Annotated in this window: 21 protein-coding genes; 7 read left to right on the top strand and 14 right to left on the bottom strand. The window is 38.8% G+C overall.

Annotation, left to right across the window (positions count from 1 at the left end; genetic code table 11):
- Positions 1-48: 48 nt before the first annotated feature.
- Positions 49-1995: a tetratricopeptide repeat protein gene (locus HMPREF9449_RS05345; protein ID WP_009136221.1), complete on the top strand. Its 1947-nt coding sequence runs from the start codon at positions 49-51 to the stop codon at positions 1993-1995.
- Between the two features lie 622 nt (positions 1996-2617).
- Here the strand turns inward: HMPREF9449_RS05345 and HMPREF9449_RS05340 are convergent.
- Positions 2618-3373, bottom strand: coding sequence for an SDR family NAD(P)-dependent oxidoreductase (locus HMPREF9449_RS05340; protein ID WP_009136220.1), 756 nt, complete (start codon positions 3371-3373; stop codon positions 2618-2620).
- A gap of 393 nt (positions 3374-3766) precedes the next feature.
- Between HMPREF9449_RS05340 and rpsA the strand changes: the two genes are divergently transcribed.
- Together rpsA and HMPREF9449_RS05330 are read left to right on the top strand one after the other, a co-directional pair.
- Positions 3767-5656: a 30S ribosomal protein S1 gene (gene rpsA / locus HMPREF9449_RS05335; RefSeq protein ID WP_083833174.1), complete on the top strand. Its 1890-nt coding sequence runs from the start codon at positions 3767-3769 to the stop codon at positions 5654-5656.
- Positions 5657-5681: 25 nt separating this feature from the next.
- Positions 5682-6617, top strand: coding sequence for a ribonuclease Z (locus tag HMPREF9449_RS05330; protein WP_009136218.1), 936 nt, complete (start codon positions 5682-5684; stop codon positions 6615-6617).
- On the opposite strand, the gene HMPREF9449_RS15845 is transcribed toward HMPREF9449_RS05330, so the two are convergent.
- From HMPREF9449_RS15845 to HMPREF9449_RS05285, 9 genes are all read right to left on the bottom strand, one after another.
- Positions 6614-7624 carry a DUF3667 domain-containing protein gene (locus tag HMPREF9449_RS15845; protein WP_050810396.1) on the bottom strand — a complete coding sequence of 337 codons (1011 nt, stop codon included), beginning with the start codon at positions 7622-7624 and terminating at the stop codon, positions 6614-6616. The two genes, HMPREF9449_RS05330 and HMPREF9449_RS15845, sit on opposite strands and share 4 nt — an antisense overlap.
- 278 nt (positions 7625-7902) lie before the next feature.
- Positions 7903-9429, bottom strand: coding sequence for a hypothetical protein (locus HMPREF9449_RS05320; RefSeq protein ID WP_147640024.1), 1527 nt, complete (start codon positions 9427-9429; stop codon positions 7903-7905).
- An 8-nt stretch (positions 9430-9437) separates the two neighbouring features.
- Entirely contained in the window at positions 9438-11804 is a 2367-nt protein-coding gene (locus tag HMPREF9449_RS05315) for a hybrid sensor histidine kinase/response regulator (RefSeq protein ID WP_009136215.1), read from the bottom strand.
- 216 nt (positions 11805-12020) lie between these two features.
- Positions 12021-13217: a glycosyltransferase family 2 protein gene (locus HMPREF9449_RS05310; RefSeq protein ID WP_009136214.1), complete on the bottom strand. Its 1197-nt coding sequence runs from the start codon at positions 13215-13217 to the stop codon at positions 12021-12023.
- A 10-nt stretch (positions 13218-13227) separates the two neighbouring features.
- On the bottom strand, positions 13228-14310 hold the full coding sequence (locus tag HMPREF9449_RS05305; RefSeq protein ID WP_009136213.1) for an endonuclease/exonuclease/phosphatase family protein: 1083 nt from the start codon (positions 14308-14310) through the stop codon (positions 13228-13230).
- Positions 14311-14594: 284 nt separating this feature from the next.
- On the bottom strand, positions 14595-15677 hold the full coding sequence (locus tag HMPREF9449_RS15840) for an endonuclease/exonuclease/phosphatase family protein (RefSeq protein WP_009136212.1): 1083 nt from the start codon (positions 15675-15677) through the stop codon (positions 14595-14597).
- Between the two features lie 83 nt (positions 15678-15760).
- Positions 15761-16534 (bottom strand): class I SAM-dependent methyltransferase, encoded by a 774-nt coding sequence (locus HMPREF9449_RS05295; RefSeq protein ID WP_009136211.1) that lies wholly within the window; start codon positions 16532-16534, stop codon positions 15761-15763.
- Positions 16535-16543: 9 nt separating this feature from the next.
- A complete protein-coding gene (locus HMPREF9449_RS05290) occupies positions 16544-17392 on the bottom strand; it encodes a glycosyltransferase family 2 protein (protein WP_009136210.1) in 849 nt (282 codons plus the stop codon).
- Between the two features lie 59 nt (positions 17393-17451).
- Positions 17452-18600 (bottom strand): glycosyltransferase family 4 protein, encoded by a 1149-nt coding sequence (locus tag HMPREF9449_RS05285; RefSeq protein WP_009136209.1) that lies wholly within the window; start codon positions 18598-18600, stop codon positions 17452-17454.
- Positions 18601-18886: 286 nt separating this feature from the next.
- Between HMPREF9449_RS05285 and HMPREF9449_RS05280 the strand changes: the two genes are divergently transcribed.
- Positions 18887-20302 (top strand): hypothetical protein, encoded by a 1416-nt coding sequence (locus HMPREF9449_RS05280; RefSeq protein WP_009136208.1) that lies wholly within the window; start codon positions 18887-18889, stop codon positions 20300-20302.
- Here HMPREF9449_RS05280 and HMPREF9449_RS05275 read toward each other — a convergent pair.
- Positions 20295-21410 carry a glycosyltransferase family protein gene (locus HMPREF9449_RS05275; RefSeq protein WP_009136207.1) on the bottom strand — a complete coding sequence of 372 codons (1116 nt, stop codon included), beginning with the start codon at positions 21408-21410 and terminating at the stop codon, positions 20295-20297. The two genes, HMPREF9449_RS05280 and HMPREF9449_RS05275, sit on opposite strands and share 8 nt — an antisense overlap.
- Positions 21411-21518: 108 nt before the next feature.
- Here HMPREF9449_RS05275 and HMPREF9449_RS05270 point away from each other — a divergent pair, with 108 nt between their 5' ends.
- From HMPREF9449_RS05270 to HMPREF9449_RS05260, 3 genes are read left to right on the top strand one after another with little or no spacing between them, the layout of a single operon-like run.
- Complete coding sequence (locus HMPREF9449_RS05270) at positions 21519-23042, top strand: oligosaccharide flippase family protein (RefSeq protein ID WP_009136206.1); 1524 nt, start codon at positions 21519-21521, stop codon at positions 23040-23042.
- Complete coding sequence (locus HMPREF9449_RS05265) at positions 23039-23920, top strand: polysaccharide pyruvyl transferase family protein (protein ID WP_009136205.1); 882 nt, start codon at positions 23039-23041, stop codon at positions 23918-23920. The genes HMPREF9449_RS05270 and HMPREF9449_RS05265 overlap by 4 nt, the downstream gene beginning before the upstream one ends.
- 10 nt (positions 23921-23930) lie before the next feature.
- Entirely contained in the window at positions 23931-24860 is a 930-nt protein-coding gene (locus tag HMPREF9449_RS05260; RefSeq protein WP_009136204.1) for a glycosyltransferase family 2 protein, read from the top strand.
- A gap of 11 nt (positions 24861-24871) precedes the next feature.
- On the opposite strand, the gene HMPREF9449_RS05255 is transcribed toward HMPREF9449_RS05260, so the two are convergent.
- From HMPREF9449_RS05255 to HMPREF9449_RS05245, 3 genes are all read right to left on the bottom strand, one after another.
- A complete protein-coding gene (locus HMPREF9449_RS05255; protein WP_009136203.1) occupies positions 24872-25495 on the bottom strand; it encodes an acyltransferase in 624 nt (207 codons plus the stop codon).
- Positions 25496-25497: 2 nt separating this feature from the next.
- A complete protein-coding gene (locus tag HMPREF9449_RS05250) occupies positions 25498-26199 on the bottom strand; it encodes an OmpA family protein (RefSeq protein WP_009136202.1) in 702 nt (233 codons plus the stop codon).
- 22 nt (positions 26200-26221) lie between these two features.
- A partial coding sequence (locus HMPREF9449_RS05245) for a hypothetical protein (protein ID WP_009136201.1) occupies positions 26222-26944 on the bottom strand: 723 nt, incomplete at its 5' end.

Below are 26944 nucleotides of genomic sequence, written 5' to 3'. Positions count from 1 at the left end.
AGTGTATTCTACGAGCGCGCGAGGAGGGTTTTGTTTTAAACGAAGAGTATGAGAAAATTTTATGGTCTTATGGTAGCAGTATCCTTACTGTTAATAGCCTGTGATAAGCAGGAGAGACAGGTTGGATTTGCGGAATCGGGAACGGATAGTCTTCGTTGGGAACAGGGATTACAATGGCGTAAAGAACAGAAGTATACAGAGGCATTAAGGGTTTTGGATACATTGGTAAGAGCGGGGGAGGGTAGCTTTGTTTTTCCGGCAATACGACAGATGATGGCCTTATATACTTTATCCGGGCAAAGGGAGAAGGGAGAGGAATATTTTTTAGAAAGGAGTAGAAGTGAAAAACAAGGAAACGAATACCGGCGGGAGTTGTTGATTGCGGCGGCACAGTTGGCTTTTGAGGCGGATCGGGACAGTGTGGCTTTGAAGTTGTTGAGGGAAGCCCAGCTTTATCCGGCCAAGGAGGTCCCGGAGCGGCTTCTCTTTTTTTATCGCATTGCCGGTGGAATTTATATGTTTTGTGATAAAGAGAAAGAACGGAGTATTGCAACTTTTCAGAAAGCCATCGAAACAATGGAAAAATACGGGGATACCGAGGGTATGGGAATGCAGTGTATGGGACGTTTGGCCTCTATATATCGTGCCGAGGGAAGATATGATGAAGGGATAGAAATGTGTTATAAAATTTTAGAGGCAGGAAAATATTCCGGTAATACAGAAAGCATAGCGCGTGCTTCTAGCGAGTTGGCTTATTTTTATGGAGTGTTGGGAGAGGTTGAAAAAGCTTTGGAATGGAGCGGTCAGGCTATTCAAGTTTGTAAAGAGAAACGGGAGATGGCGAGTGTTTTGGCCGATTTATACCGGGCGCGTTCCAACTGGTTGAATGAATCGGAACGACTTTCGGAAGCGATGGAATGTTTGAGATTAGCGGATAGTTGTTATAAAATAGTGGGAAATGAGAGGGCCCGCTTATTTGCCCGAATGAATGGGGCATTATATCGTTTGAATGTTCCAGATTCCCTGGCGAGGGGAATAGAAATATTGCAAACTGTAATGGGTGACAACCAGTTTAAAGCTTTGCCTCTCAGACACCAATATAGCACTCAATTTGAATTAGGGCGGGGATTATTGATGGCTGGGCATAGGAAAGAAGGCTTATCTTTGGTACGGGAAGCAGCGGCCTGGTATGAACAGCAGGAAGATGTAGAAATGCAGGATTATGTGTATGCTTTTCTGACAGATTACTATGCCCGGAATGGATTTGACCGGGAATTGGCAAATTGTTTTCCTTTATACCGTAATGTGCGGGACACTCTTTTCAAACGGGAAAAAGTCCGGTTTATGGTGGCAGCGAATGTGAAATTTGAAACAGAAAAAAAAGAAAAACAGAATCGGATCTTGGTTGCTGAGTTGGCTTTACATAAACGGACTATACAATATTATATTGCTTTTGGATTGTTCTTTATCTGTTTGGCTGTTGCCCTGTTGATCTGGCTATGGATGCGGCAGCGGGCTTTGCAATTAAAACGAACGATAGATAGAATGCGGATTAAGGCTCAGGAGGAAGAATTGCATAATCTCTTGAAGTCACAATGGGAGTTAAATCGTAAAAATGAGGAATTGAGAGCAGAAATTGAGTCGGCTTTAAACAGGATTACGACAGAGGAAGGGGTCAAACCGGGTATTCTGTCGGTGTTAGGGAGTTTAAATCCGCGTTTATTGACAGAGCAGGAGGAAATAAAATTCCGTCAGTCGTTCAATGGAATATATCCTGATTTTATGAGAATGCTCAGAAAGCGTTTTCCTGCTGTTTCGAAAAATGAAGAATTAATTTGTATGTTGATTTATAGGGGTTCTTCTTCCGAAGAGATTGCTTTTGCTTTGGGAATCTCCAGGGAGAGCGTGAATAAAGCCCGCTATCGGATTCGGAAAAAACTGAACTTATCCAAAGAAACCACTTTGGATGATTGGGTAAAGGAAATTACAAGTTAAAGGGTAGATTTAATATGTACCCCTTCTCCGGTCATTTGTGTTTTTCAGTCGTGCTTCACTCGCTTTTCTGTAAGCTCAAGCTCCGTTAAAACACCAAAACTTCCTCCTTTTAGACAGGCTTTGCCTGCCTAACGTCGGCGGACAAATGGTGTTTTTTACACTCCGCTTTCGCACAGAAAGACGCTCCTTCCCGCAATGACTGAAAAACACAAATGACCTCCGATGCCCGCTAAACCCTCTCCTCGTCGCTTCTTTAAATGTTTTCTCAAAGTTCCTGTGTTTGAAGCCGGAGCCTTGTTTCGGGAAAGAGATATGACGGGAGAGAGCGTAATTTTGTCAGGAAGACGTACCGTTAAAAAACGCAGGGTTGTCCGCCGACGTTAGGCACACGAAGTGTGACTAAAAGGAGGAAGCATCTGCGTTTTAGGGGAGACTGACGATACAAAATAGCGAACGGAGTCTCCAGCTCTTTCCCGAAACAAGGCGGAGGAATACTTAAGAAAAAGTAAAGAAACAAATGAAATCTAGGTTTTTCCGATTTTCTCTGAAAACGATAAGGAGCTTCTTGGTTCATTGAGGAGCACTTGGAACGCTGAAGGTATACATTTAACGTTTTTATTTCTCATTTTGCCTTTATTCCGCCATCTACCGGAAATAATCCTCCTGTGCAAAAAGAAGCGGCATCACTGGCTAAAAAATAAATCAATTCCGCCACTTCTTTCGGTTTACCAATCCTTCCCAGAGGAAACAAGGCAGCTTCTTCCTGCCAACATTCAGTCTCTGTTTTACCAGTCATTTCTGCCCAGTTGGAAATTGCCTTGTTTGCCAATTGTGTACGAATAGTCCCCGGACAGACAGAGTTTACCCTTACACCGCAGGGGCCCAATTCTACCGCCAAACTTTTGGTTATTTCTTCCAAAGCTCCTTTTGTAAGGCCGTAAACAAAACTATTGGGTTTTCCTATAAAATTCTGACTTGACGCATTGATTACAATACTACCGGAACGTTCTTTCAAAAAAGGTATCGTTACCTGTAAAGTGTGAATCGTTCCTTTTATATTAACGTCTATCATTTCATCCAACACTTCATCCCGTATATCAAATAGAGAACTTTTCTGGTATATTCCGGCATTGGCTATTACAGCATCCACTCCTCCGAACATCAGTATTGCTGTACTCACAGCTTCCCGGATTTCTACCCGATTCCGTGTATCCCCTTTCCGGAAAATTACTCTATTTTCGTTAAACTTACGGCATAAATTTAAAGCAGCCTCTTCCTCGGTGTCCAAAAATAAAACCTGCCATCCTTCCGTAGCAAATTTTTCTACAGACGCAGCTCCTATTCCGGTAGCTCCACCAGTTATAAATACGGTCTTCATAATAAAATAGTATAAACATTAAAAGTCAATTTGTATTTTTGTTAGAGAGGAGGTTTGACATTCTTACAGAACCTTTTTTCCCCGAGTACTCTCATGCAATCATCACAAAATCTTTTGCTCCCCTAATTGATTAGATAAAGGTATTTTAAAACCACCTCTTTTTTGTAACAGAGAGATGGACAATTGAATGGACAAATAAAAAAGCTGGTTAAAAACTTCCTTTTATATCGCTTACAGATGTCTCTTCGTTTGGGGGATTCATTTTGTTAAATTTTATTAGAAAAAACATGGTAGTCCGGATAATTATTTCTACTTTTGCAGCCGTATTTTAATATAATGTCTAACTTATTAAGTAAGAAACAATTCATTTTTATGTCAGAAGAACAAAAAGAAATGCAGGTTGAATCTGCTGAAAAAGAAACTCAGAAAGTTGCTCCTGTAACCAGTGCAGAAGCAGATGATAATTTTGATTGGGAAGCTTACGAGAATGATGATGTAACTCCTGTATCCCAGAAAAAAGAACTGGAAGAAAAGTATGCTGGAACCTTATCGCAGATCGCTGAGCGTGAAGTAGTTGACGGCAAAGTTATCTCTATGAACAAGAGAGAGGTAGTCGTAAACATTGGCTACAAGTCAGACGGTATCATTTCCTTGAACGAATTCCGTTACAATCCGGATTTGAAAGTAGGGGATACGGTTGAAGTATATGTGGAAACACAGGAAGACAAAAAGGGACAGTTAACCCTTTCACACAAAAAAGCTCGTGCTATGCGGAGTTGGGATCGTGTAAACGAAGCATTGGAAAAAGATGAAATTATCAAAGGATTTGTAAAATGCCGCACGAAAGGTGGTATGATCGTCGACGTATTCGGTATAGAAGCTTTCTTACCGGGTTCTCAAATTGACGTAAAACCGATCCGGGATTATGATATTTATGTCGGGAAGACTATGGAATTCAAGGTCGTAAAGATCAATCAGGAATTCAAAAACGTGGTTGTATCCCACAAAGCTCTTATTGAAGCTGAATTGGAACAACAGAAGAAAGACATTATATCTAAATTGGAAAAAGGACAGGTACTGGAAGGTACAGTCAAAAATATTACCTCTTACGGTGTATTCATTGATTTGGGCGGTGTAGATGGATTGATTCATATTACTGACCTTTCTTGGGGCCGTGTAAATCATCCGAATGAAATTGTACAGTTGGATCAGAAACTGAATGTTGTTATTTTGGATTTCGACGATGAGAAAAAGCGGATCGCTTTAGGTTTGAAACAATTGACGCCTCATCCGTGGGATGCTTTGGATGCCGAGTTGAAGGTAGGGGATAAAGTAAAAGGTAAAGTTGTGGTGATGGCTGATTACGGTGCTTTCGTAGAAATCGCTCCGGGGGTAGAAGGTTTGATCCATGTATCTGAAATGTCTTGGTCGCAGCATTTACGTTCTGCTCAGGATTTCATGAAAGTAGGAGATGAAGTAGAAGCTGTCATTCTCACTTTGGACCGGGAAGAAAGAAAGATGTCATTGGGTATTAAACAGTTGAAAGCTGATCCTTGGCAGAATATTGAAGAAAAATATGGTGTAGGCAGCAAACACAAAGCTATTGTACGTAATTTTACCAACTTTGGAGTATTTGTTGAGATAGAAGAAGGGGTTGACGGATTAATTCATATCTCTGATTTGTCTTGGACAAAGAAAGTAAAACATCCGGCAGAATTTACTCAAATCGGTGCTGAAATCGACGTAGTGGTTTTGGAAATCGATAAGGAGAACCGTCGTTTGAGCTTGGGACACAAACAATTGGAAGAGAATCCATGGGATGTTTTCGAAACGATCTTTACCGTAGATTCTGTACACGAAGGTACGATCACTGAAATCTTTGATAAGGGAGCTGTCATTGCATTACCTTATGGCGTTGAAGGGTTTGCAACTCCTCGTCATTTGGTGAAGGAAGACGGAACTCAGGCAAAAGTAGATGAAAAACTGGATTTCAAGGTAATTGAGTTTAATAAAGCTGCTAAGCGGATTATATTGTCTCATTCCCGTATTTTCGAAGATGCTCAGAAATCGGAAGAAAAAGCCAAAAAGACAGCCGAGGAAAAGTCAACCAAAAAAGCTGTTAAACAGGTGAAAGAAAAACTGGAAAAGACAACTTTAGGGGATATTTCTGAATTGGCAGCGTTGAGGGATCAGATGACGGCTAAAGCTGAAAAAGCGACTCCGAAAGCAAAAGAAGTTGCTGAGGCTCCGGAAGAAACTCCAGAAGTAAAAACCGAAGAATAATTGGAAAATATTATCGGGAAATTCAGTGAAATTTGAATTGACTATATTGGGGAGCGGCTCTGCCGTTCCCACTTCCAAAAGAAATTCTGCCGCTCAAGTATTGAATATACTTGAGCGGTACTTTCTTATAGATTGTGCTGAAGCAACTCAGCACCAATTAAGGCGTTTTCACATTCCTTATAATAAAATCAACCATATTTTTATTTCTCATTTACATGGGGACCATTATTTTGGATTGATGGGTTTGCTATCCAGTCTTTCGATGCAAAACCGTAGAGGAGAGATGCATATCTATGCAGACGAACGTTTGCAGAAGATTATAGAAGGCCAGCTCCAAATCATGAAAACTCGGTTCACTTATCCTCTGTTCTTTCATTATTTGAGTCGTAAGGAAGAGCGGATTTATGAAGACCGGTCAGTGACAGTTACGGCTTTTCCTTTGTTGCACCGTAAAGATGCTCCGGTATGTGGTTTTTTATTTCAGGAAAAAGAGCGGGAAAGGACCGTTTTAAAAAAAGAAGCGGAAGCTTGGAAAGTACCGATTGCTTTTATGCAATACCTGAAAAAAGGAGCGGATTTTATTTCACCGGAGGGAGAAATAGTATCCAATTCCCGGCTTACGGTATCTCCTCCACCGGCCCGGTCATATGCTTATATGACGGATACTCTTTTCCGGGAACGTTTTGCTGATGTGGTGAGGGGAGTAGATCTGTTGTATCATGAAGCTACCTATGGAAAAGAATTAGAGGCGGTGGCCAAAGAGAATTTTCATAGTACTGCCGAACAGGCCGCTTGTATAGCTTGCCTGGCGGGGGTAAAAAAACTGTTGCTGGGGCATTTCTCTGCTCGTTATCCGGATCCTACTTGTCTGTTGGCGGAAGCTCGGGCTATTTTCCCCAATACGTTTATTTGTACCGACGGAGATACATTTGAAATTCCGGCTTTAAAACGGAATACCTAATTTAGAATATCTTTTACAAGCTCCATGGGGATGAAACCGAATGTACCTAAAATATAAATAATTCCTATTATAATTCCTGAAAGCAGCAGGGTTAATAAAAGCATGATTAAGGCCCCATAAAGTAACAAAAGGAAAGTTTTCCAGAAGGCTTTTAAGAAGCGCAGTCTGAAAAGTTGTTTTATATCCCACACCATAACAGCAAAATAGAGTAAATACAGACTTATTCCTGCTCCGCCCTCTTTGTCGATCTGAAGCAAATTTGTTTTCACTTGAGGTTGATCTGCACTCATATATAAAGTTAGAGGAATGCCGATAAATAAGGCGATAATCAATCGTTGACAGGCTATATAGGCAAAAATGAAGATATATTCTGTAAAATTAAAGGGATACTTTTGTAGTTTAGCCAAACATTTCATTCGGTCGATATAGGTGGAGACGAACCAATAATCCGATAGCACAGGCGTATAGTTTTTCTTTATTTTCAGAGAGACCAGATGACAATAAAACCAATCCGAGATACTTTTCTTATAGCTCGGTCTGAAAGGATGAAAATAAGGCGTGTAAAAGGTATAGCGGGCTGCCCAGGCAAAAATAGGGAGGGTTGCAATAGCCACAAAAGACATACTGGTGCTTGCCCAATGGGCTAGTAATTGGAAAAATCTTCCCCAGAATGTAAGTTCGGTTGCAATCGGTGCCACTTCGATCTCTTTTTCCGGTAGAAAGATTTGTGAAATTAAACCGTAAAGTCCGGCTGTAATAAACAGCATGGGGAAAGGTTGAAAATAAATAACCCTCTTTCCCCGAATGTAATCAGCCACCATATGTCCCGGACGGGTGAATAATTCTTTACAGGTATAAAGAATACCTGTATCGCAATTCGTTAGGCCGTAGGCCCAGTTGTCTATTACGGACCGGAAAGTTAACCTTCCTACTTTTGCTTTTTGTCCACAGTTATTGCAGTAATTACCTGAGAATTCTGTTCCGCAATTTTTACATATTTTTGCCATAAAGGGATGAATTCCTTCCAATATAAAAATGTTTAAACGTAATAAGATGAAGAAAATTTATAAATTTCTCACTTACAACAATTTGATAATAATATAGTTACCACGTGAAGTGTTAGGATATTTTTACATTTTTACATTTGTATTTTTATATGTTTACAAATTTATAAAAAATTAAATGAGATACTACGCTTAAGGGATAAAGATTAAAATATTATAAAGCGTAAAAAATGACATACAGGTTTAAAAGACCGTTGATCCTTTCTTTTTCCAGGCTACCTTTAAGGAAATACCGGTATGGAAAAGAGTTCAAAAACCTGTAAACGTACAGCCTGTGTATTGCTTCTGAAGGCTCTGTCGTCTCTTCCGGCACCTACAAAACCGTTAAATCCGTTTAAAAAATTATCCGGGTAATACGTTTTATTACTATTCTCCCGGTATTGTTTATAAATATCCTCATAACGGCTCAGGTCTTTTAAGGCTTTGGTAGGGTCTAATAAAAGAGGTAATTTTTCAAAAAGAAGTGAATCGTAACGCCCGGTTGGATTCCGTTGGGCTACGTGGATCTTAGTACTGATTCCTGGAGTACGGAATGATTTTTTGATATCTTGGTAATTGTAGCAATAAAAGGCTTCTTTTTCGAGAAGATTTCCTTTTTCAGGATGCATACGGGAAGGTTGTTCAATAACTACAAAATTATCTCCTAAATCGTATTTCCAACGGCTTTCTTGTTTACAGGATTTGATATATGTATGTCCTTCCTCATCGTAGTCCAATACGATTTCCGCTTGGGTTGAAAAAGGGGAGCTTGCCTTTCGCTGATTGGTAAGTAATACTTGTCTGTACAATTGGTAATCGATATATTCGAAAGTAATCCGTTTGAGAACGTGGCGGTGAAAATCAATGACCAATGTACCTTTGCAGGAAATTTTGGTTTGTTCCGGATAGGCTGTTGCCTTTGTTTTGAAGGTATATACATAATCCAGGCTATCGGAATCGATAGGGGTAAAATCGTAGCATTCGGTTCCGGAAAAGAGAGGACCATACAATTGGACCGTCCGGAGTAAAGTAAAAATTTTACGGCTACCGGCATCAAAGCGAATTCCTTCTGTAGTAATGTACATCAGAGCCAATGTATCCGTACCGTCATTGGTGAGATTATAACTTCTGGCACTGTATGCAGGTACAAAATAAGATTTGAATTTGTTGTCCCAATGGTTTTTAGGCTGTATATCCCCGGAAGTGAAATAGTAACCGTATTCTCTTCTGTATTCGACAACGGAATCCCTGTATTCTGTTATTTTTTCGTATTGGGCTTTTCCGTAAAAATTGCAGTAAGAAGGTGTATTCTGGGGAAGTTTTTTGAGTTTTGAACTTACTTTGTCTAAAAGTTCTTCTGTCGATATGCCTTGTATAACTGTTTCTTCCAATTCATAGTGGAGAGATTCTAAAACTACCTGGCGGATGTTTTTTAGCTCTTTCAGGGTATAACTTTCAGTTTTATATCCCATCCCTTGAAACTGTATAGAGTCAGAGGAATTTATTAAGTGAGTATGAAGGGTACATTCTCCGTCAATATCAGTCGTTGTCAGCAGATAACTTTTATTTTTATTAACCACATATACCCCAAACAAGGGATTGGAATGAGTATCGACTACTTTTAATTGTACTATTTCCGGCGTTGCTATCTTTGACTGTTGTGCCTGTGCCGAAAATAAAATAGCCCCCAAGCATACAATCAAAATAGAAAAGGGGCGCAAAGCCGGATAGAAAGCGGGAACACCTATATTTAAACAAAACTTCTTCATAAAAGACATCAGATATATTTTTCCAGTACTTGTTTCAAATTTTCAGAAGACAAGGGCTTTGTTAAAAAGTCGTCACAGCCGGCTTTTATCGCCTCGTTTTTATCGGATTCAAAAGCAAAGGCTGTCAACGCAATGATGGGAACGATTGTCGATTGTTGCCGGATTCTGCGGGTCGCTTCCAACCCATCCATTTCGGGCATTTTAATATCCATGAGAATCAGATCAGGAGATTGACGTTGGAACATATCGATAACTTCTAAGCCGTTTATGGCCCGGATCAACCGGAATTTCTTCTGTAATAATGCCTGCAGTAACAGGTAATTACTGTCGACATCCTCAGCTATCAGTATGGTTTTCTGATTCCCTGCGGTCTCTTTTTGCCGGAAATCTGTATTTTCCTTTGTTTTTTCTTCTTTTCCCGGAATACTATGGTAAGGAATAAGAAAACGGAACACGGATCCTTTTCCTTCCGTTGATTCCACCCAGATCCGTCCCCCCAGATTTTCTATAATCGTATTACATATAGCTAATCCCAGACCGCTTCCCTGTACAAAAGTATTGAGTTTTATAAACCGGTTGAAAATGTTTTTTATATTTTCCTGGGAAATCCCTATCCCGGTATCTTTTACATAAAATTCGATATTTTTTTCTTTTACCTCGAAACCGAACCGTATTTCCCCTTTACGGGTGAATTTCTGGGCATTTGTCAGTAAATTGGATAATACCTGTGATAAACGGTTGTTATCACTAATCGTCAGGATATCGGAGAAATTGTCTTCGTATATGAGTTGTACATCGGGGGAGGTGCGGGGATGATGTATGTCGTAAAGATTGAGGCATAATTCCCTTAAATTGACGGGTTTTTGTACGAATTCCAGTGTCCCGGCTTCAATTTTGGATAAATCGAGAATATCATTAATCAGTTGCAACAATAAATCTGTATTTTTATCAATAATATCATAATACTGTTGTTTATCAGCCGGGTCGTCTGATTCCGCAATTAATTTGGAAAAACCAACAATTGCATTTAAAGGGGTGCGGATTTCGTGACTCATATTGGCTAAGAATGCGGATTTTAACTTATCCGATTCTTCTGCTTTGATACGGGCTTCAATGAGTTCCTTTTCCGTATTTTTCAGATCTGTGATATCCCAGGAGATACCGATAATTAAAGGAGGTTTGTCCTCGGAAGGTACTAAAGTTTTGATCGTATTTACAATTCTCTTTTCCCCGGAAGCTGATAAATATTCTTCCTGAAATTCAATTTTTTGGCCTTCTTTTAATAAGCGTAAATCGTCTTTTTTAAATTTAAGGGCATCTTCTTTACAGGGAAAAATTTCTTCGTCCGTTTTCCCGAGTACTTTACTTGCCGGAATATGAGAATGTTCTTCAAAAGCTTTGTTCCAGTATAGATAACGGAATTCATTTCCGGTGTCTTTTACAAACAGATAAACGGGGATATTATTGAGAATCGTGTCCATGATATAATTCAATTCTCTTATCCTCTTTTGTTGTTGTTTGGTTTCCGAGGTATCGTGAGCAAAAGTCCATACGATTTCTTTACCTGCCAGATTTTTAATGATATAACTCGTAATTTCTAAAGAAACAATTTTATTCTCTTTGTTTAGGTGGGTCGAATGATAAGTAAAGGGACGCTGAAGACGTTTGAGCTGGGAGACAAATCTTTCCCATTGGGCCTTATTGCTTCCAGGGTATATTTCATATATTTTGTAAGAATAGAATTCTTCCTTTAAAGAATAGTGTTTACGAAACTGGCTGTTGGCGAAAATAAGTTCCCCTTCGGTCGTAGAAGCGTAAATCTCTTCGACAGAATTGTTGATAACTGACTTTAGCATCTGTAGCTCATCCTGCGTTTTAATAGCTTCGGTAATGTCCCGGCAGATACAAAGTACGTTACGGTCTTCCAGAGGAAGCATCCGATTTTCAAAAAAATGGTTTTCGTTATTTATATTCAATGTGTGGTGGGAAACAGAAGGGGCTTGGGTAGCTATTGCCTGTTCTAAATTCGCTTTAATAATTGAGTAAGCATCCGGAGGGAGGATTTCCCGTATATTTTTGCCAATCATGTGGGCGGACGATTCTCCTACATGTACTGTTTTTTCGGCGGAAACCAAGTCTATATAATTTCCCTCCCGATCCAGTACGGATAACATATCAGGAAGAGCATCCAAAAGCTTGTAGCTGTTTTCTTTTTTATAAAGATGTATATTTTTTTCTTGAGCAACATGCAGGGTTAGGGAAAAATCCTCTTCTTTTTGTAAAGGAGAACCGGATGAAAGTTGCTTTATAGTCGTTTCTAATTCTTCAATCTTTTCCAATAATTCCTGGCGGGAATAATGCTCGTATGAGTGCATATCATTTAGCTGTTTTCGAACAAAGATAAGGATAAAAAATGAAAGATAATATGAAGAAGGTAAAAAGGTTGTAAATAAACACTTTAGAGAATGGTGTAACAACTAATGTACTTTGCTGGCATGAGGCAGGACAGACCGCTACCCGAAGGAATAATCGGGAGAATAGGGTAAAGACCTGAAATGTGCAGGTCCCGGATGCGTATAGTTGTGAAAAAATCAGCCTTGTATTCTTTGGGCTTTTTCCCAAGTTCCTTTTCCTTTGTATTTGTGTTGTGAAAAGAAAGCTTTCAAGACATTTATATTCATAAAAAGAAAATAATAAGGTATAAATAACACTTTGATTTTAATCTTTTTTTGTTGTAGCAGAGCGCCGCTGAAAGCTGCTAGATAAAATAGCATTTGTAATATCAAAAGAATAATATAGATCGGTTTGGGGTATACTACTACCAATGCGATGTTCAGAAAAGGCAGGAGGAAAAGGGCTACAGGAGTAACGGACCAGCGCAATACCCGGTGAGATATATATTGAAAGCGCAATGTCCCCAGATGGAAAGGATTGGGAATTAATAGATTTCCCAGCCTTTTTATCGATTGGAGTCCTCCGGCAGCAATACGTATTTTCCTTTTTTCTTCATTTTGAATATCGGCAGATCCTTTTTCCAGGGCATAGGCCGATTTACAATAGGCGATTTTATATCCTTTTTGAGCAATCCGCATCGAGAGTATAAAGTCGTCCAGTAAAGTATCTTCTGGCATCTTTTCGAACAAGGAAGTCCGTATAGCGAAAAGTTCACCTGCGGCTCCGACAGCGCTGTAAAGGCGGGAATCCCATTCTTTCAACTTAGATTCGTACGTCCAGTAGAATCCTTCTCCCCCTGCAGCGGCCTGGTCTTTTTCGTCTACGGCTATTCTCTTTTCTCCTGCCACACAACCAACGCGGGAGTCCGAAAATTCTTTCACCATTTCCCGTACGGCTTCTTTGTTGAGCATTGTATTGGCATCCGTGTAAATGACGAACGGCGTTTTTACAAATTGAATGCCCCGGTTGAGGGCAGCTGTTTTGCCCTTTCGTTGAGGGATATGATAGACCGTTACTTGCGGATACTGAGCTAATTTTTCATTTGTTTTGTCGTTACTTCCGTCTGTGATCCAAAGGATCTTTAATTGATGTGGTGGATAATTCAGCTGGAGGCAATTGTCCATTTTTGCCTCTACAATAGCTTCTTCGTTGTAGGCGGCAATAAATAACGTCACTTCAGGCCAGTCTTTCGGTTCGGTCCGGGGGAGAGGTTTACGGAAGATTTCTTTTATTTTTACCAAAAAGTAAAGAAATAGACCATAACCGATAAAGGTATAAAAGACTAAAAAAATACAAATCCAGAATAAAATTTCAAATGCGTTTACAAAGTGCATAGCATAATGTTTAATGAGTCGGTTTTATTTCCAGTTCCATGAGAACGGGTTTATGATCGCTCCAGGGCAAATCCGGAGATTGATATTGTAAGCCATAAAAGGGAGCAGAATAGAGGATAAAGTCGATTCGGAGCAAGTTTCTCAGGCCGCGGAAAGTATATCCGTAGCCATTGCCACATTTCCGGAAGCCATCCGTGAGGTCGCCTTTAATACGATGATAGGTGTAAGAAGCGGGGGTGTCGTTAAAATCCCCGCATACGATTACCGGATAAGTTGTGGTATCGATCACATGCCGGATCAGGTCAGCTTGTTGTGCCCGTATTTTAAAATTTTTTTCCAACGTAGACAGGACATCCCGAAACGTACTATGGATTTGATTCAGGTCGTTGTTGTATAATTCAGAAGGAACCAATTCCTTTCGTTTCTGGCTGAAATTGGTCGTTTGCAGGTGACAACTGATCACCCGGAAGGTTTGATTCTCAATTTGGATGTCGGCCCACATGGCGTCGTTTTGTGTAACGCCCAACGGAATCTGTCCGGAATGAATGATCGGATATTTACTGAATATAACAGATCCTGAATGGGGATATCCGGGCAGATATTTTGCCTTATAGTAGGGCAGATGTAATAATTGACATAAGGAGTCGCTGGGCATTTTGGGACTATTCCAGTATTCTTGGAAGCACACTATATCTGCTGATTGTTCGGCAAGATAGTCTGTTATCGGAAATTGTGTATTCTGTTTGTCCCAGCCCCTGAATCCTCTTACATTATAAGTAGCTATACGGAAAGAGGTATTTTCCGGAGAAGCTGGTGTGGAAAAATGGAATTGAAAAATAGATAACAGAAAGGAAATATTCCATAAAATAGCGGCTGCTGGAAGGAAAGCCCATTTTCTTTTTTGTATGGCCCAATACACTAAAATGAGAACATTAACCAATAAGATGGCTGGCATGGCCAGGCCGGCGAAAGCTATAGTTCCGGATTCTTCCGGCGGGATATAAGCGGCTAAAAAAGCCAGCCCACTGGCTATTGCTGCCACAAAGGTGACAGGAATCATAAGTAAAGAGAAAAAATATCTGAGAGCTGCCATTGCTAAGCTTTTTGCTGAATATTGGGTAAAATGAATGATTTTTATGGAGCTATAAGATTGTACGATTATCTGATTTTGTTTAAGTTCCGTACATCTGGAATCGTTTATTTTTATTTTGGTTATAGGCTACCATCGTTAATTGTTTAAATTTTTAGATTCAGGATATCTTTCTCTTAGGAGGAACAAAAGTATAATATTTTTTGAGGAATGCCAATTCTTATTTGGCAGATATGCGGGTAAGATAAGAAGTCCGCCGACTTATGACAGGTGTAGAGATCTGCATTTTAAGGGAGAGATAAATTCATGATAATGGGATTATGATCGCTCCAGGGGAGATGAGGAGATCTGTAATTTATACCGGTAATAAGGGAATCATAGGCAATAAAATCGATTCGTAAAAGGCTTTTAATTCCGTTGAAGGTATGTCCGTAGCCTTTGCCGCATTTTTCAAAACCATCCAGTAAACGATCCCCTTTAATATAATTATAGGCAAAAGAAATCGGCGTATCGTTAAAATCTCCGCATACAATCACCGGATAGCGGGTGGTATCTATGATAGTCCGGACTTGTGCTGCTTGTTGGGCCCGGATTTGAAAATTATTTTTTAATTGTTCGAGTATAGAGACCAGTGTTCTCGCTTGTCCGCTCCAGTTTTTAACGCTTCGGTATGCCTCGTATTTTGCTCTGTTCGGGTTGACATCTGTCGTTTGGAGGTGGTTGTTGATAATACGAATGGTGTCCTGACCGACTAAAATATCAGCCCACATGCTACAATTTTTCTGAGAGTTAAAATCTATTTCTCCGGACCGGAGAATGGGATAACGGCTGTAAATACTGATACCGAAATTAGCCCAATTGGTATGTCGGTTGAAGAATACCTTCCGAAACGGAAGGCCGATTCTTTTTTTCAAAGTTATGGAATCGATATTACTTTCTTCACAATGTTCTTGAATACACAAAATATCGATATGATATTCCTTTACCAGCGTTATAATAGGTTTTTGTTCTTCATTCCTTGCAATCCAGTAAAAACCTTCTACGTTATAGCTGCCGATAGTTAACGTCTGGTTTTTGGCATACCTTAGGGACTCTTTCCAGGGCCACTGGAAAGTTGAAACAAAGTAATTATAATTTCCTAAAATAGTTATCAACGGGAAAATAACCCACCATTTTTTCTGGAATCCCCAAAATAGAAGTAAAAAAATATTGATCAGGATAATGAGGGGCATAAAAAGTCCTGCGAAAGCCGGAACCCACCAACTTACCGGACTGATATAGGGGGCATTGATGCCTGCAATGCCTAAGAATGCCATCCCTAAGGCTACTGGTTTCATCAAGAGATAAAAGAAGAACCTGAGTGCAGCCATTTTTTACAGTTCATTTTGAGGGGTTAATTGCCTGCAAAAGTAGGAATAATCAGGGGATATAAAAACAAAAAATAAGAACTTTATTATCCTTTCCGTTTTAAGTATTCTTCTAAATCTATGGGGGAAGCTGATTTTTTGAATTTTTGATTTATTTTTTGTTTTAATATATGCATTAAAGCTGTAGAAGTTCGCAATAACTCGGTTTTTAAATTACGTGGAGGGAAAATCTTTTCGGTCATTTCCCGGGTCCATTTTGAAAGAAAGAAAGAACGGTAGTATTCTTCTTGGGGGTTCACCATAATATCCACATTGTCCTTCCATTCATATCGATTGAGCATCATTTCTCCTTCGGTAAGTCCCAGTAATTTATAAGGAAGTGATTGGTAAGACAGATAATTCAAAAACAATTCTCCATAGTCTTTCTGGTAATTTCCTGGCATCTGGGATTTTTCAAATAGTACTAATTTTTGGTCGATATCCAGGATTACCCATTTGTGGGATTTTTTAGGAAACAGGAATTCTCCTATCATACTGGGGGTTTCAATATATCCTCGTTTGGCTATACGGCATTGTTCTGCAATAAAGATATCCGGATGTTCGACATGTTCCAGTACCTGGCAGCAAATGGCATAATCAAACTCTTTATCTTTAAAGGGCAGATTTTCTCCGTCTGCATTGATAAAGGTTTGGTGGGGATAAATTTTGGCCTTATCACATCGCTGGGTATTATCGTATATATATTTTTCCACAATGACATTGGCCCGGAAGGAGGGATTGTGACCGGAACCAATTTCAATGACTTTATCTTTTTTTTGAATCTGTAAGTCATTTCGGTCGAGTGGCGTTCTTGTTTTCATGGGTAGGGATTATTTTATTAAATTGGAATCTTCATCTTCGTATATTTCTTTTTTGATAAAAAGATTACCTGCATTTCTTAAAGCTTTTACAGCTCTTGTTTTGAAACTATTAAAAAAAGAACCATCTGCTCCGACTGTCCCGTATCCTGTAACGGCTCTTGCTTTCCGTTTCCGTATAAATCCGATTTTTCCATATTTTTTTAATCCCAGGGCCATGGACCCGTCTTCTCCCCGAACGATATCCACCCGATAACCGACTTTCCTGCCGTAGGCTATATTATAAGCAAATACCAAACCACGTACGCTGAGTTCCGGGCGTTTAAAAGATTGGAGAAATAAATAAGAATCTCGGAAAAATTCATAGAGTTTCACTCCCAGCCAAGGATGTTGTTTATCTGGGATATAACTCCAAAGGGAAGAAACAGCCACAATATCGGGTTGTTCTAATTTTCGAACGAGTGTTTCTATATATTTGGGAGGGTACATGGTGTCGGAGTCTATGCAGATATAATATTTCCCTTTCGCATGAGCCAGTCCGCAACGGCGGGCATACCCGCAACTATGCTGATGTTCGGTATAGTAAGGAACGCCACAAGCCTGAAAGATTTCGGCCGTCCGGTCGGCAGATTCATTATCTACGCCGATAATTTCCAGTGGATATTTACATTGAGTGTCACTGAGAGACCATAAGTTCGCCAATAAATGTTTCTCTTCATTGTAAGCAATAACAACAACGGATACTAGGGGATGGTCGCTTTGTAAATGTCGGATATTTTCTTTTATTACTGCAATAACAGCTTGTGGAGCTTCATTGAAAGGTTTTTCATATACAGCAAGATATTTTTTATACCAAGTCATCGTTGAGTTATTTTTTTTAATTTATCATCCACCTAACAGTTAGTCTTTACAGACATTTTTTATTTTAAAACTTCTTCGAATAATTTTTCCCATTGTGGGCCAATATTTTCGATTTTAAAACGTTCGACATTTAAGCGGGCATTCTTGCCCATACATTTACGTTCGTCTTCGTGTTCGATGAGGTGGCAGATTTTTTCAGCCATTTGCTCAATATCGCTATTTTCAACTAAAAATCCATCTTTACCGTCTTTGATAATATCTTTTGGTCCGCAGGGGCAGGCAAAAGATACGGTAGGTAATCCACAAGCCATTGCCTCGATAATCACCATCCCGAATCCTTCGTAACGTGAACTTAAGACGAAAATAGAACTTTCCAGATATTTTTCAGTAATATTGGAAACGGAATGTTCGAGTCTACACTGATGTTGTAAACCCAACCGATTGATTTGTTCCTGTAATTCCTGGCGCATCCCATCCCCGTAGATGGAGAGTATCCAGTCGGGATGTTTTTCAGATACGATTTTCCAACAATCAATCAGCAAATCAAATCCTTTTTGCGGCATATATCTTCCTACAGCAATTACTTTTTTATTCTCACACCTAGAAGTAGTTTCCGGAAAAAAAGAAAGGGGATTATAGAGGACAGAGACATTATTTAATTCTTTCCATTTCGCTTTGTCTTCCTGGCTGAGCACAATAAAACGTTTGAGTTTTTTGAGTTCCCGAATCAATTGTTTTGTCCAATATTTTGCAACAATTTTTTGTAAAACGCTAGGAAGGCGATTATTTTTAAAATCCCGATAATTTGCCCGGCTGAAATGGATTTCACCTAGTTTAATACTTCCATCTTTTATTTTATTGATAAAATTGATATCCCGGCGAAGCAATGATATTGTAATATCAGGCCGGATCTGATGTAAACATTCTGTGAGCCGTTTTCGGAACAGTTTTTGTTTTTGAAGATAGCCGCTAATTTTTTTTATTGGAGAGACAGTATATAAATCATCGAAATTAATATCCAGATGAATGAGTTGAATTTCGGGTAATAAAGGATAATAGGGTGTTTTATCCTTTCCTTCTGTAAGGATAATATAGATTTCATATTTGTCTTTTTGAGAAGCTAAGTAATTGGCTTTAAGGCTCAATACTCTTTCCATTCCACTCGGGTAGTATAAGCCGGGAATACAATATGCTATTTTTATTTTCATGAAAGTTAAATCTGGCTATTGTGCAAATATAACTATTTAAGAATAGTTATATGCAGAGGGAATAAGTATTTTCAACCTTAAAAAGAAAACATCTGACTTTTTAAAGGGAGGTTTATTTTGGTTATTTTTTACAAAGGAAAGAAAAATAATAATAATTCTCAAATTTCTTTTAACATTTTATGCTTAGGCATTTACCTGTTTAGCCGAATCCGTTAGCTTAAATTTAGTAACGTTGGTTTGATTCAAAAATAAACCTCCATTTAATAGGAAGATAAAATGTTTTTATATGAAAAAGTTTCAGATACTTGTGCTTATTGTTGTTGTTTTCTTGTTTAGTTCGTGTTTAAAACATAGGAATTTATATCAGGAGAAGAAAGATGTAATAGAAGAACCTTTATATACATATCCCTTTTCAAGTGAGAACCAGGGTGTAACGGTTGAAATGGTTATACAAACCAAGGCAGGTATAAATATGGAACAAGTAAAAGTTGAGATACCTCCATTGAAATATAATAAATCCTGGTTATTTATTTTATCTCAGGACGATTGTAAGCAGGCTGCTTATTGTTGTACTTGGGCAGCCCTAAATGGAAGGCCATTGTCTAAAAAATATTATTATGATGTCCGTCAATATTTGAATGACGATCTCCCTCCTGATGTTTATACGCTGGGAAAAACTCTCGGTTCAACGGATGGTGCTGGGAATGAAGTGAGATTTAATTTTACAACTACCTTAGCACCGGAATGGGATTTTATGAATGCCAAGACGGTTGTATCATCTGGTTTTTCTCAAAATTATTATCGTTTTTTCATGAAATCTGGTTTGGTGTGGGACAATGTGAGAGAAATGGTAAATTACGGAACAGGCATCGCTTTTCATGATGTTAATACAGAAGCTGTCAATGTAGCAGATTCTGTTCTTGTACATTATGCTTCTGCGCAGGATAGTATTTTAAAATATTTATCTGGACGAAGATCTAAAGTGCTGGCGGAACCTAATGGTAATAAGACTTATATTACGGCTGCTCAAAGGTATGCTCCGATACAGATAATGACGGCTCAAACGCAAGCGGAGAAATTATTTCCTTTTCAAGTTAAAAAGGATTTGAGGGGAGTTGTGTTAAATCGTAATTTTTCTGAGATTGCGGCTACCAAGGAGTTTATAGAATCACAATTAAAATTAGCAAAAGAAGAGCGGGAAGCTGTGTGTGTTGGAGTGCATGGTACAGGTACAGAGTGGGTTGAATTCTTTTTGTGGTTGAATGATCAATATGGAAAAGATGGAGATGATTCGTTGTGGTTTACCAGCTTGGAGGAGTATTATGAATACAATTATTATCGGATACATGGAATTATTAAAAAAGTTGTCGTTGATGAACATACTTTAAAGCTAATTGTTACACTACCGGCAGAAGAGAATTTTTATTATCCTTCGGTAACCTTGAACTTGGAAGGCATGCCAGAATCGGCTATTTTATCGGTATCTGCCGACGATAATGTAAAAGGTTTGTCTTATGCGAGTTATGGGCAAGGAACGATGTTTCATATAGATTGCCGGAAAAAGTTGGTTGAACATGCTACGCATTTTGTCGAGCAGTATGAAAAATTTCCGACGGAAATCAATCGCCGGGATGCGGTATATTTTACAGCATTATTAAAGAATTCTCCTCAAAAAGAAGCTTTATTAAAGCGAATTAAGTAAAGATTTGTTGAATTACTTTCCGCATCTGTTCTTTCCAAGAGAGGGAACTGACCGAATCGCGGATTTCTTGGGGAGACATTTCTAAAGTAGAATGAAAGTCTATCATTTTTTTTATGTCTATAGGAGATTCGTCTGCTGGTGCTTTAAGTACATAAGGCATTTGCTCAAAATCTTCATCTGTTTCGGAATAAATAAAAGGGATACCACGGGCGGCATATTCCCGGTTTTTCAGGGTTTTGATTTTGTCGATGCCGGAACGATGTCGGCCCAGGCTGCCAATTCCGAAATCACATTGGTTGAACACTTGATCAAGCGTTTGGCCGGATTGTTTGCCGTGAAAAATGATATAGGGTTCTAAATGGTATGTTGCGATCAGGGGCAGAATTTCGTCTTGTTCCCGTTGGCCGCTCATTTCCCCCACAATATGAAAATATATTTTATAAGTTTGGGGATGCTCGTAGTATACCGCTAGTCCACGGATGAGTCGATCGTAACCGTGCCAATAGTGAATTTCGGCCACCCCGATAAGGTGCAGTTCGTGGGTTGTATCGTTGAGATGTGTTTTGAGGGGAATTTCTGCAAAATCGATGCCATTGGAAATCTGTATGGTAGGTACTCCGAATATAATTTTATAATCCGAAAAAGTCACAATAGCTTCTAAGAAGCGAGCCATTCTTTTCCTGAAACAACGGTCAATAAATAATTCCGCTTTCATAAAAGGCTCGATGTATTCCTGATCGTAGGGATAAGTGGGAATTTCCATGACGACACGAGTACCTGCTTTTTTCATCCGGCGAAGCATTCGAATTGTAAATGGATTAGCATTGTGATTTGAACGCATATAGACCAGGTCTATATGCTGACGGATGACATAATCGGTAATGGAATCGTATTCCACTCGTTTCCTGATTTTTCCTTTAAGGGTTGTTCCGTAGTCGGCAATTACTTGATTGTTTACGATACGGCGCTTGACGAAAGTATTCTCCTGTAGATAGCAAAGATCAGTTTCCAGTCCGTTCGCTTGTAAGGCACGGATTTGTGACTGTATTTTTTTACTGATACCATTTGCCGGATCGAAATCGTGAAAGATCAGAAAAAGTGCTTTCATTGCTTTAGGGATTAGGAAACAAAGTTATATATTTTCCGCCATCTCTCTTCTTTTTATTTAAAAATGATACCTTTGTAACTTAATATTTTTATTAAAAGGAGTATATTAATGGCTGTTAATCAAATTAAGGCCGGTGCAGTTTTATCTTATCTGTCTATAGGCTTATCTAATATTGTAGGTATATTATATACTCCTTTCATGTTGCGGATGTTGGGCCAATCGGAATATGGGATGTTTTCTTTGGCAGCTTCGGTCGTCGGTTATTTGACTATTCTGGATATGGGGTTTGGAAATGCGATCGTTCGTTATACCGCTCAATACCGTGCAGAAAATAAAGAAGAAAAGCAATGGGCTTTATTTGGTATGTTTGTTCTGTTTTATGGGATCATAGGGCTTATTACTTTAAGTGCAGGTACGGTTTTATATTTTAATGTGGATACATTATTTAGTAAAACCATGGATATTGGACAATTACACCAGATGCAGATTATGGTTTTACTAATGGTTGTAAATCTGGCTGTTTCTTTTGTTTTTGGGATTTCAGGTTCAATTATTACGGCTTATCAATGTTTTGTATGGCAGCAATTAATTAATATTGTACGGATTGTATTACAGCCGTGCATTATGATTATTATTTTATTATTGGGGTACAAAGCTGTGGCGATGATTGTTATTATGACGATAATGAATTTGTGTGTATTGGGAATAAATTGTTGGTTTTGTATTTCGAAGCTTAAAATTAAAATTCATTTTGATAAGTGGGACAAAAAGTTATTCAAAGAAGTTTGTGGTTATTCCTTTTTCATTTTTATAGGGAGTATTATCGATAAACTTTACTGGAGTACGGGGCAATTTATATTGGGGATTTATACGGGAACTATAGCCGTTGCGATTTATGCAGTCGCCATACAACTAAAAGGATATTATATGAGTTTTGCCAATACTCTTTCGACTCTTTTTTTACCGAAGGTGACCTCCATGATTGCCTGTGATATCCCGGAGAGCAGATTGTCAGATTTATTTATTCGGGTGGGAAGGATTCAATTTATTGTATTGGGATTTATTATGTTTGGCTTTATTGCCTTTGGAAAATTGTTTATTTATTGTTGGGCCGGGGAGGATTATTCTTCTTCTTATAGTATAGCTTTGATTTTGATGCTACCTTTAAGTATTCCTCTTTTGCAGAGTTTAGGATATACTATTTTGCAAGCTAAGGCTCAATTGAAATTCCGGGCTTACTTATATTTGGGTATAGCTATTTTGAGCTTAGTTTTTTCGATCCCGATCACGAAACAATACGGGGGAATAGGATGCGCCATTGTTACTTCCTTGTGTTTACTGTTAGGACATGGGATCGTTATGAATGTTTATTATTGTAAAGTTATTCATCTGGACGTGATCCGTTTTTGGAAGGAAATTTTACGGATGATGTTGCCAATTTGCTGGCTGCCTTTTCCAACTCTTTATTTATTAAATATAAGAGATGTCCAGTCCTGGGGAGGGCTCATGGCAGGAGTGGCGGTATTTAGTCTTTTCTATTTGGGGATATTGTATAAATTTAGTTTAAATACTGAAGAACGGATGTTAATCGCTCAGCCTTTCCATAAAATCAAGCAAAAAATAATGAAATGAAGGTAGCAGCTATTCTATTTAAAGTTTATAAACGCTTGTTTGCGAATCCTTTATATATAGGGAAATATACCTGTCGGGATTTATTTTGTAAAAATATTGTATTGGTCCATTTTTGGTGTCCTCCTCAGTCGTTGTTGGGACGTTATAATTGGGGAGACGATGTAAATCTCATTCTTCCGGAACTCATTTCCGGTAAAAAAGTTGTACCGAGGCGTTTTACCCTTTTCTCGGGAAAGCGGATAAATTATTTATGTATTGGAAGTATTGTGGCCCAATTGAGTAATAAACAAGGAATAATTTGGGGAAGCGGGGCTATTTCGCCGAAGATGAAGTTGCAGGAAAAGCCCATGAAGGTATGTGCTGTCCGGGGACCATTGACGAGAAAATTTTTATTGGAACAAGGGGTTGACTGTCCTGAAATTTACGGTGATCCGGCTTTATTGTTTCCCAGATTTTATAAACCTTTAGTGGAAAAGAAATATAAATTGGGGATTATTCCTCATTATTGCGATAAAGCGAAAACTTGGCTGGATAATTACAGAAAAATGAAGGAAGTATATGTGTTCGATATCCAGAATTATGGGAGCTGGTCTTCCTTTATCGATCGGGTAAATGAATGTGAATTTATATTATCCAGCTCTTTACATGGAATTATTCTTTCTGATGCTTACGGCATTCCCAATTGTTGGGTAGAGTTTAGCGACGATATCGATAAAAGTTTTAAGTTTAATGATTATTATCTTTCTGTAGGAAAGGAGAGGAGTAAGCCAATAAAGTTAGAACGTTTTTATCCTTTGGAAGAATTATTGGAATTCCGTAAAAACTGGTCTCCCATTTTGTTCGATTCCGAGAAATTGTTGGCTGTTTGTCCTTTTTGAAATTTTTGAGATGACGAAGGTGAGTGTAGTTATGCCGGTATATAATACCGGATTATATGTGGCAGAAGCATTGAATAGCATTCTAAATCAGACTTTGCGTGATATCGAAATTATTGTTGTGGATGACGGGTCGACTGACAATAGTTGCGAAATCGTCTCACAATTGGCTTCAACTGATTCCCGTATAAAATTTTATAAGCAAGCCTCGAATGAGGGACAAGCTGTTGCTCGTAATATAGGTCTTCGATATATCACAGGCAAATATGTTTATTTTATGGATAGTGATGATGTATTAGCTGCTGATGCTTTAGAATGTTGTTACCGTAAGTGCGAAGAGGAAGATTTGAATGCCGTTATATTTGAAGCTGAGGTGCTGACCGAAGACAAGGAAACCCGTTTTTCTTTTAATTATCATTATAAGGATTTGGAAGACCGGGTATACGGGGGAATAGAATTGATGAATTTTTTGTTGGATACAAATCAATTTTGTGTTTCTCCCTGTATGTTGTTGCTGCGTGCTTCTTTATTAAAACGATGGAGCCCTGTTTTTTACAGTGGTATTATACATGAGGATCAATTGTTTACAGTAATGGTCTATCTCCATGCTATCCAAATGGGATATATCAAGAATTCATTTTTTAGACGTCGTATTCGTCCTGCTTCGACAATGACTAAAAAGATAAGCCGAAAAAATCGTATCGGTTATCAAACTGTTTTTGAGCAATTGTCTTTATTTGCCTTGACTCAGAAAGATGATATCAAAGCTTTGATAGATAAGCATCGGGCTATCACTTTAAATGCGTTTTTAAGTATAGCATGGCCTTTATCCTTTCAGGAAAAGATGATTTTTTTGTTATTCTGTTTTCGGAAAAGATATGTAAAACAGATACGATTCCGGAATTTTGCTCTATTTCTTTTTAAGCAATTGAAAAAAGGGTGAACAGAAAGTCTTTAAGCTTTTGGTTTTACCCATTTGTTTTGCTGGGGGTCGTAATATTTGATGACCTTGGCCGGATTGCCGGCCACGACACTGTAAGGAGGAAAATTATGCGTGACAATGCTTCCTCCAGCCACGACAGAATGGTGACCGATTGTAACGCCGGACAGGAGGACGGCATTAGCACCGACCCATACGTCATCCTCGATTGTAATGAGGGAGGTGACAATTCCTTGAGAAATAATGGTTTGGCATGGATCTTCATAATTGTGATTGAGGCCGGAGACGACAACTCCTTGGGCCAGATTGACATCATTGCCAATGTGAACGGGACCTATAATTGTGTTTCCCAAGCCAATCCGGCTACGTGAGCCAATCCGGATTTCACCAACCATATTGTTTAGGGTAGAAAAACTTTCGATAACAGAATGATCGCCTAAATAGAAATCGTTGAAGGGAACGATATCTTTGCGCGTATTCCGGTAGATGACAGTGCCCTTGCCCCGTTTGATATACAAAAAACGGCAGCACCGTAACCAGAAACGAGGGCGTGTTTTAATAGGATGAACCAACAGACGGTGGATAAAGGTTTTTAACGGAGGGTTATTTTTAATTTTTTCTTTTAAACGGACAAGCATGGCTACTGATGTGTTTGTTCAATAATTTTAATAATTTGCTTTTCTGCATTGGTTTTGATACGGAATTCTACGCGTCGGGAATGAATTTTATCCTCTTGTCCATCAGGGTTTAAAATCGGTTTGCTGGAAGAGAGCCCATTGGCTGTCACATATTTTTTAGTCCAATTGAACAGGTCTTCATCCTGGATATTCGAAAGCAGATATTCCAACACATTCCGGGTCCGGTTCTGTGAAAGTTCCATATTCTTAAAATAAGCCTGTCGGGGAGAGGATTCTCCTTCCCACTCACTGGAAGTGTGCCCTTCAATCCGGATTTCCTCGATATCGTTTTTATATTTAGGATCGTTTATGATTTGTAGAAAGCGAGGGAAAAAACTGGTTAGAATGTTTTTGAATTTATCGTTCAATTCGGCACTTCCCACTTTGAATAAAATTTCTGGATATTCGAATCGGATGGAAAGATTGGAAGGATCAAAACTGGCATTCCATTCTTTTAAATTTTCTGAAAACTCTTCCCGTAAGTCGTTTGTCAGCTCGACCTGAATTTTTTCATAACTATTGGCAACTGCTGTAATTTTATTTTTATCCTGTATGGCGTTGGACATATATCCAACGGAGATAAATAAAAAAATTAGCATAAGCACGAATGTGACTCCGGCAACGACTGCCCAAGAAGATTCTTCATTGTTCTGAAAGGAGTTCATGGCTTACAAATTTTGATGATTTTTATTGTTCTTCAGGTGATTTGTATAGAGCATTGTGGCTTTGGTTGAGTTTTTTTATGATATTTTGCAGGGTTTGGGTGAATTGCATTAATTCTTTGGCTTCTTTGGCCCGTTTTTCGTTTATCTGTTTAATTTGAACCGTAACCTGTTCCCCGGTAGATTTTACGAGCTGGGAAAGTTCGTCCACCTGTGCTGTAATTTTTTTATTTCCACGGTTAATACCTTTTTCTAAAAGTGTTTCGAGGTTTTTATTGGTAGCTTCTGTCACCGTTAACAAGGTCTCTAGCCGTTCGTATAAGCGTCGGTTTTCTTCCTGGGAAATACTTAAATATTGAGATTGTTTTTGCATGATCTGGGAAGTGTTGCGTGCCAGATCATACAAAGCCTTATCCTGAAATAATTCCGTTGCCTGTACGGTTCCGTCGGGGTGGAGTATCGTCCCGGTTTTGTGAATATTCTCTTTGATGGCAATTAATTGCTGCAGGATTTCTTTCATTACCGGTGTAGGCGGTTCGCTGAGAGAACGGTTTTCTCCGTTACTGACTCCTTTTTCGAGCAGGGTCGTGAGATTTTCATTGGTTGTTTGACTGGCTTGCAGGAGTTGTTGCAACTGTTCGTAAAGGCGTTTATTTTCTTCCTGTGTAATACTGAGGTATTGGGATTGTTTTTGCATGATCTGGGAAGTGTTGCGTGCCAGATCATACAAAGCTTTATCCTGAAATAA

The organism is Odoribacter laneus YIT 12061 (genome assembly GCF_000243215.1).
Taxonomy (GTDB): Bacteria; Bacteroidota; Bacteroidia; order Bacteroidales; family Marinifilaceae; genus Culturomica; species Culturomica lanea.
This window is presented reverse-complemented; position numbering and strand designations above follow the sequence as displayed.

Coding starts and splice junctions, on each gene's coding strand:
- HMPREF9449_RS05345 (WP_009136221.1), top strand. CDS start 49: ATGAGAAAATTTTATGGTCTTATGGTAGCAGTATCCTTACTGTTAATA.
- HMPREF9449_RS05340 (WP_009136220.1), bottom strand. CDS start 3,373: ATGAAGACCGTATTTATAACTGGTGGAGCTACCGGAATAGGAGCTGCG.
- rpsA (WP_083833174.1), top strand. CDS start 3,767: ATGCAGGTTGAATCTGCTGAAAAAGAAACTCAGAAAGTTGCTCCTGTA.
- HMPREF9449_RS15845 (WP_050810396.1), bottom strand. CDS start 7,624: ATGGCAAAAATATGTAAAAATTGCGGAACAGAATTCTCAGGTAATTAC.
- HMPREF9449_RS05320 (WP_147640024.1), bottom strand. CDS start 9,429: ATGAAGAAGTTTTGTTTAAATATAGGTGTTCCCGCTTTCTATCCGGCT.
- HMPREF9449_RS05315 (WP_009136215.1), bottom strand. CDS start 11,804: ATGCACTCATACGAGCATTATTCCCGCCAGGAATTATTGGAAAAGATT.
- HMPREF9449_RS05310 (WP_009136214.1), bottom strand. CDS start 13,217: ATGCACTTTGTAAACGCATTTGAAATTTTATTCTGGATTTGTATTTTT.
- HMPREF9449_RS05305 (WP_009136213.1), bottom strand. CDS start 14,310: ATGGCAGCTCTCAGATATTTTTTCTCTTTACTTATGATTCCTGTCACC.
- HMPREF9449_RS15840 (WP_009136212.1), bottom strand. CDS start 15,677: ATGGCTGCACTCAGGTTCTTCTTTTATCTCTTGATGAAACCAGTAGCC.
- HMPREF9449_RS05295 (WP_009136211.1), bottom strand. CDS start 16,534: ATGAAAACAAGAACGCCACTCGACCGAAATGACTTACAGATTCAAAAA.
- HMPREF9449_RS05290 (WP_009136210.1), bottom strand. CDS start 17,392: ATGACTTGGTATAAAAAATATCTTGCTGTATATGAAAAACCTTTCAAT.
- HMPREF9449_RS05285 (WP_009136209.1), bottom strand. CDS start 18,600: ATGAAAATAAAAATAGCATATTGTATTCCCGGCTTATACTACCCGAGT.
- HMPREF9449_RS05280 (WP_009136208.1), top strand. CDS start 18,887: ATGAAAAAGTTTCAGATACTTGTGCTTATTGTTGTTGTTTTCTTGTTT.
- HMPREF9449_RS05275 (WP_009136207.1), bottom strand. CDS start 21,410: ATGAAAGCACTTTTTCTGATCTTTCACGATTTCGATCCGGCAAATGGT.
- HMPREF9449_RS05270 (WP_009136206.1), top strand. CDS start 21,519: ATGGCTGTTAATCAAATTAAGGCCGGTGCAGTTTTATCTTATCTGTCT.
- HMPREF9449_RS05265 (WP_009136205.1), top strand. CDS start 23,039: ATGAAGGTAGCAGCTATTCTATTTAAAGTTTATAAACGCTTGTTTGCG.
- HMPREF9449_RS05260 (WP_009136204.1), top strand. CDS start 23,931: ATGACGAAGGTGAGTGTAGTTATGCCGGTATATAATACCGGATTATAT.
- HMPREF9449_RS05255 (WP_009136203.1), bottom strand. CDS start 25,495: ATGCTTGTCCGTTTAAAAGAAAAAATTAAAAATAACCCTCCGTTAAAA.
- HMPREF9449_RS05250 (WP_009136202.1), bottom strand. CDS start 26,199: ATGAACTCCTTTCAGAACAATGAAGAATCTTCTTGGGCAGTCGTTGCC.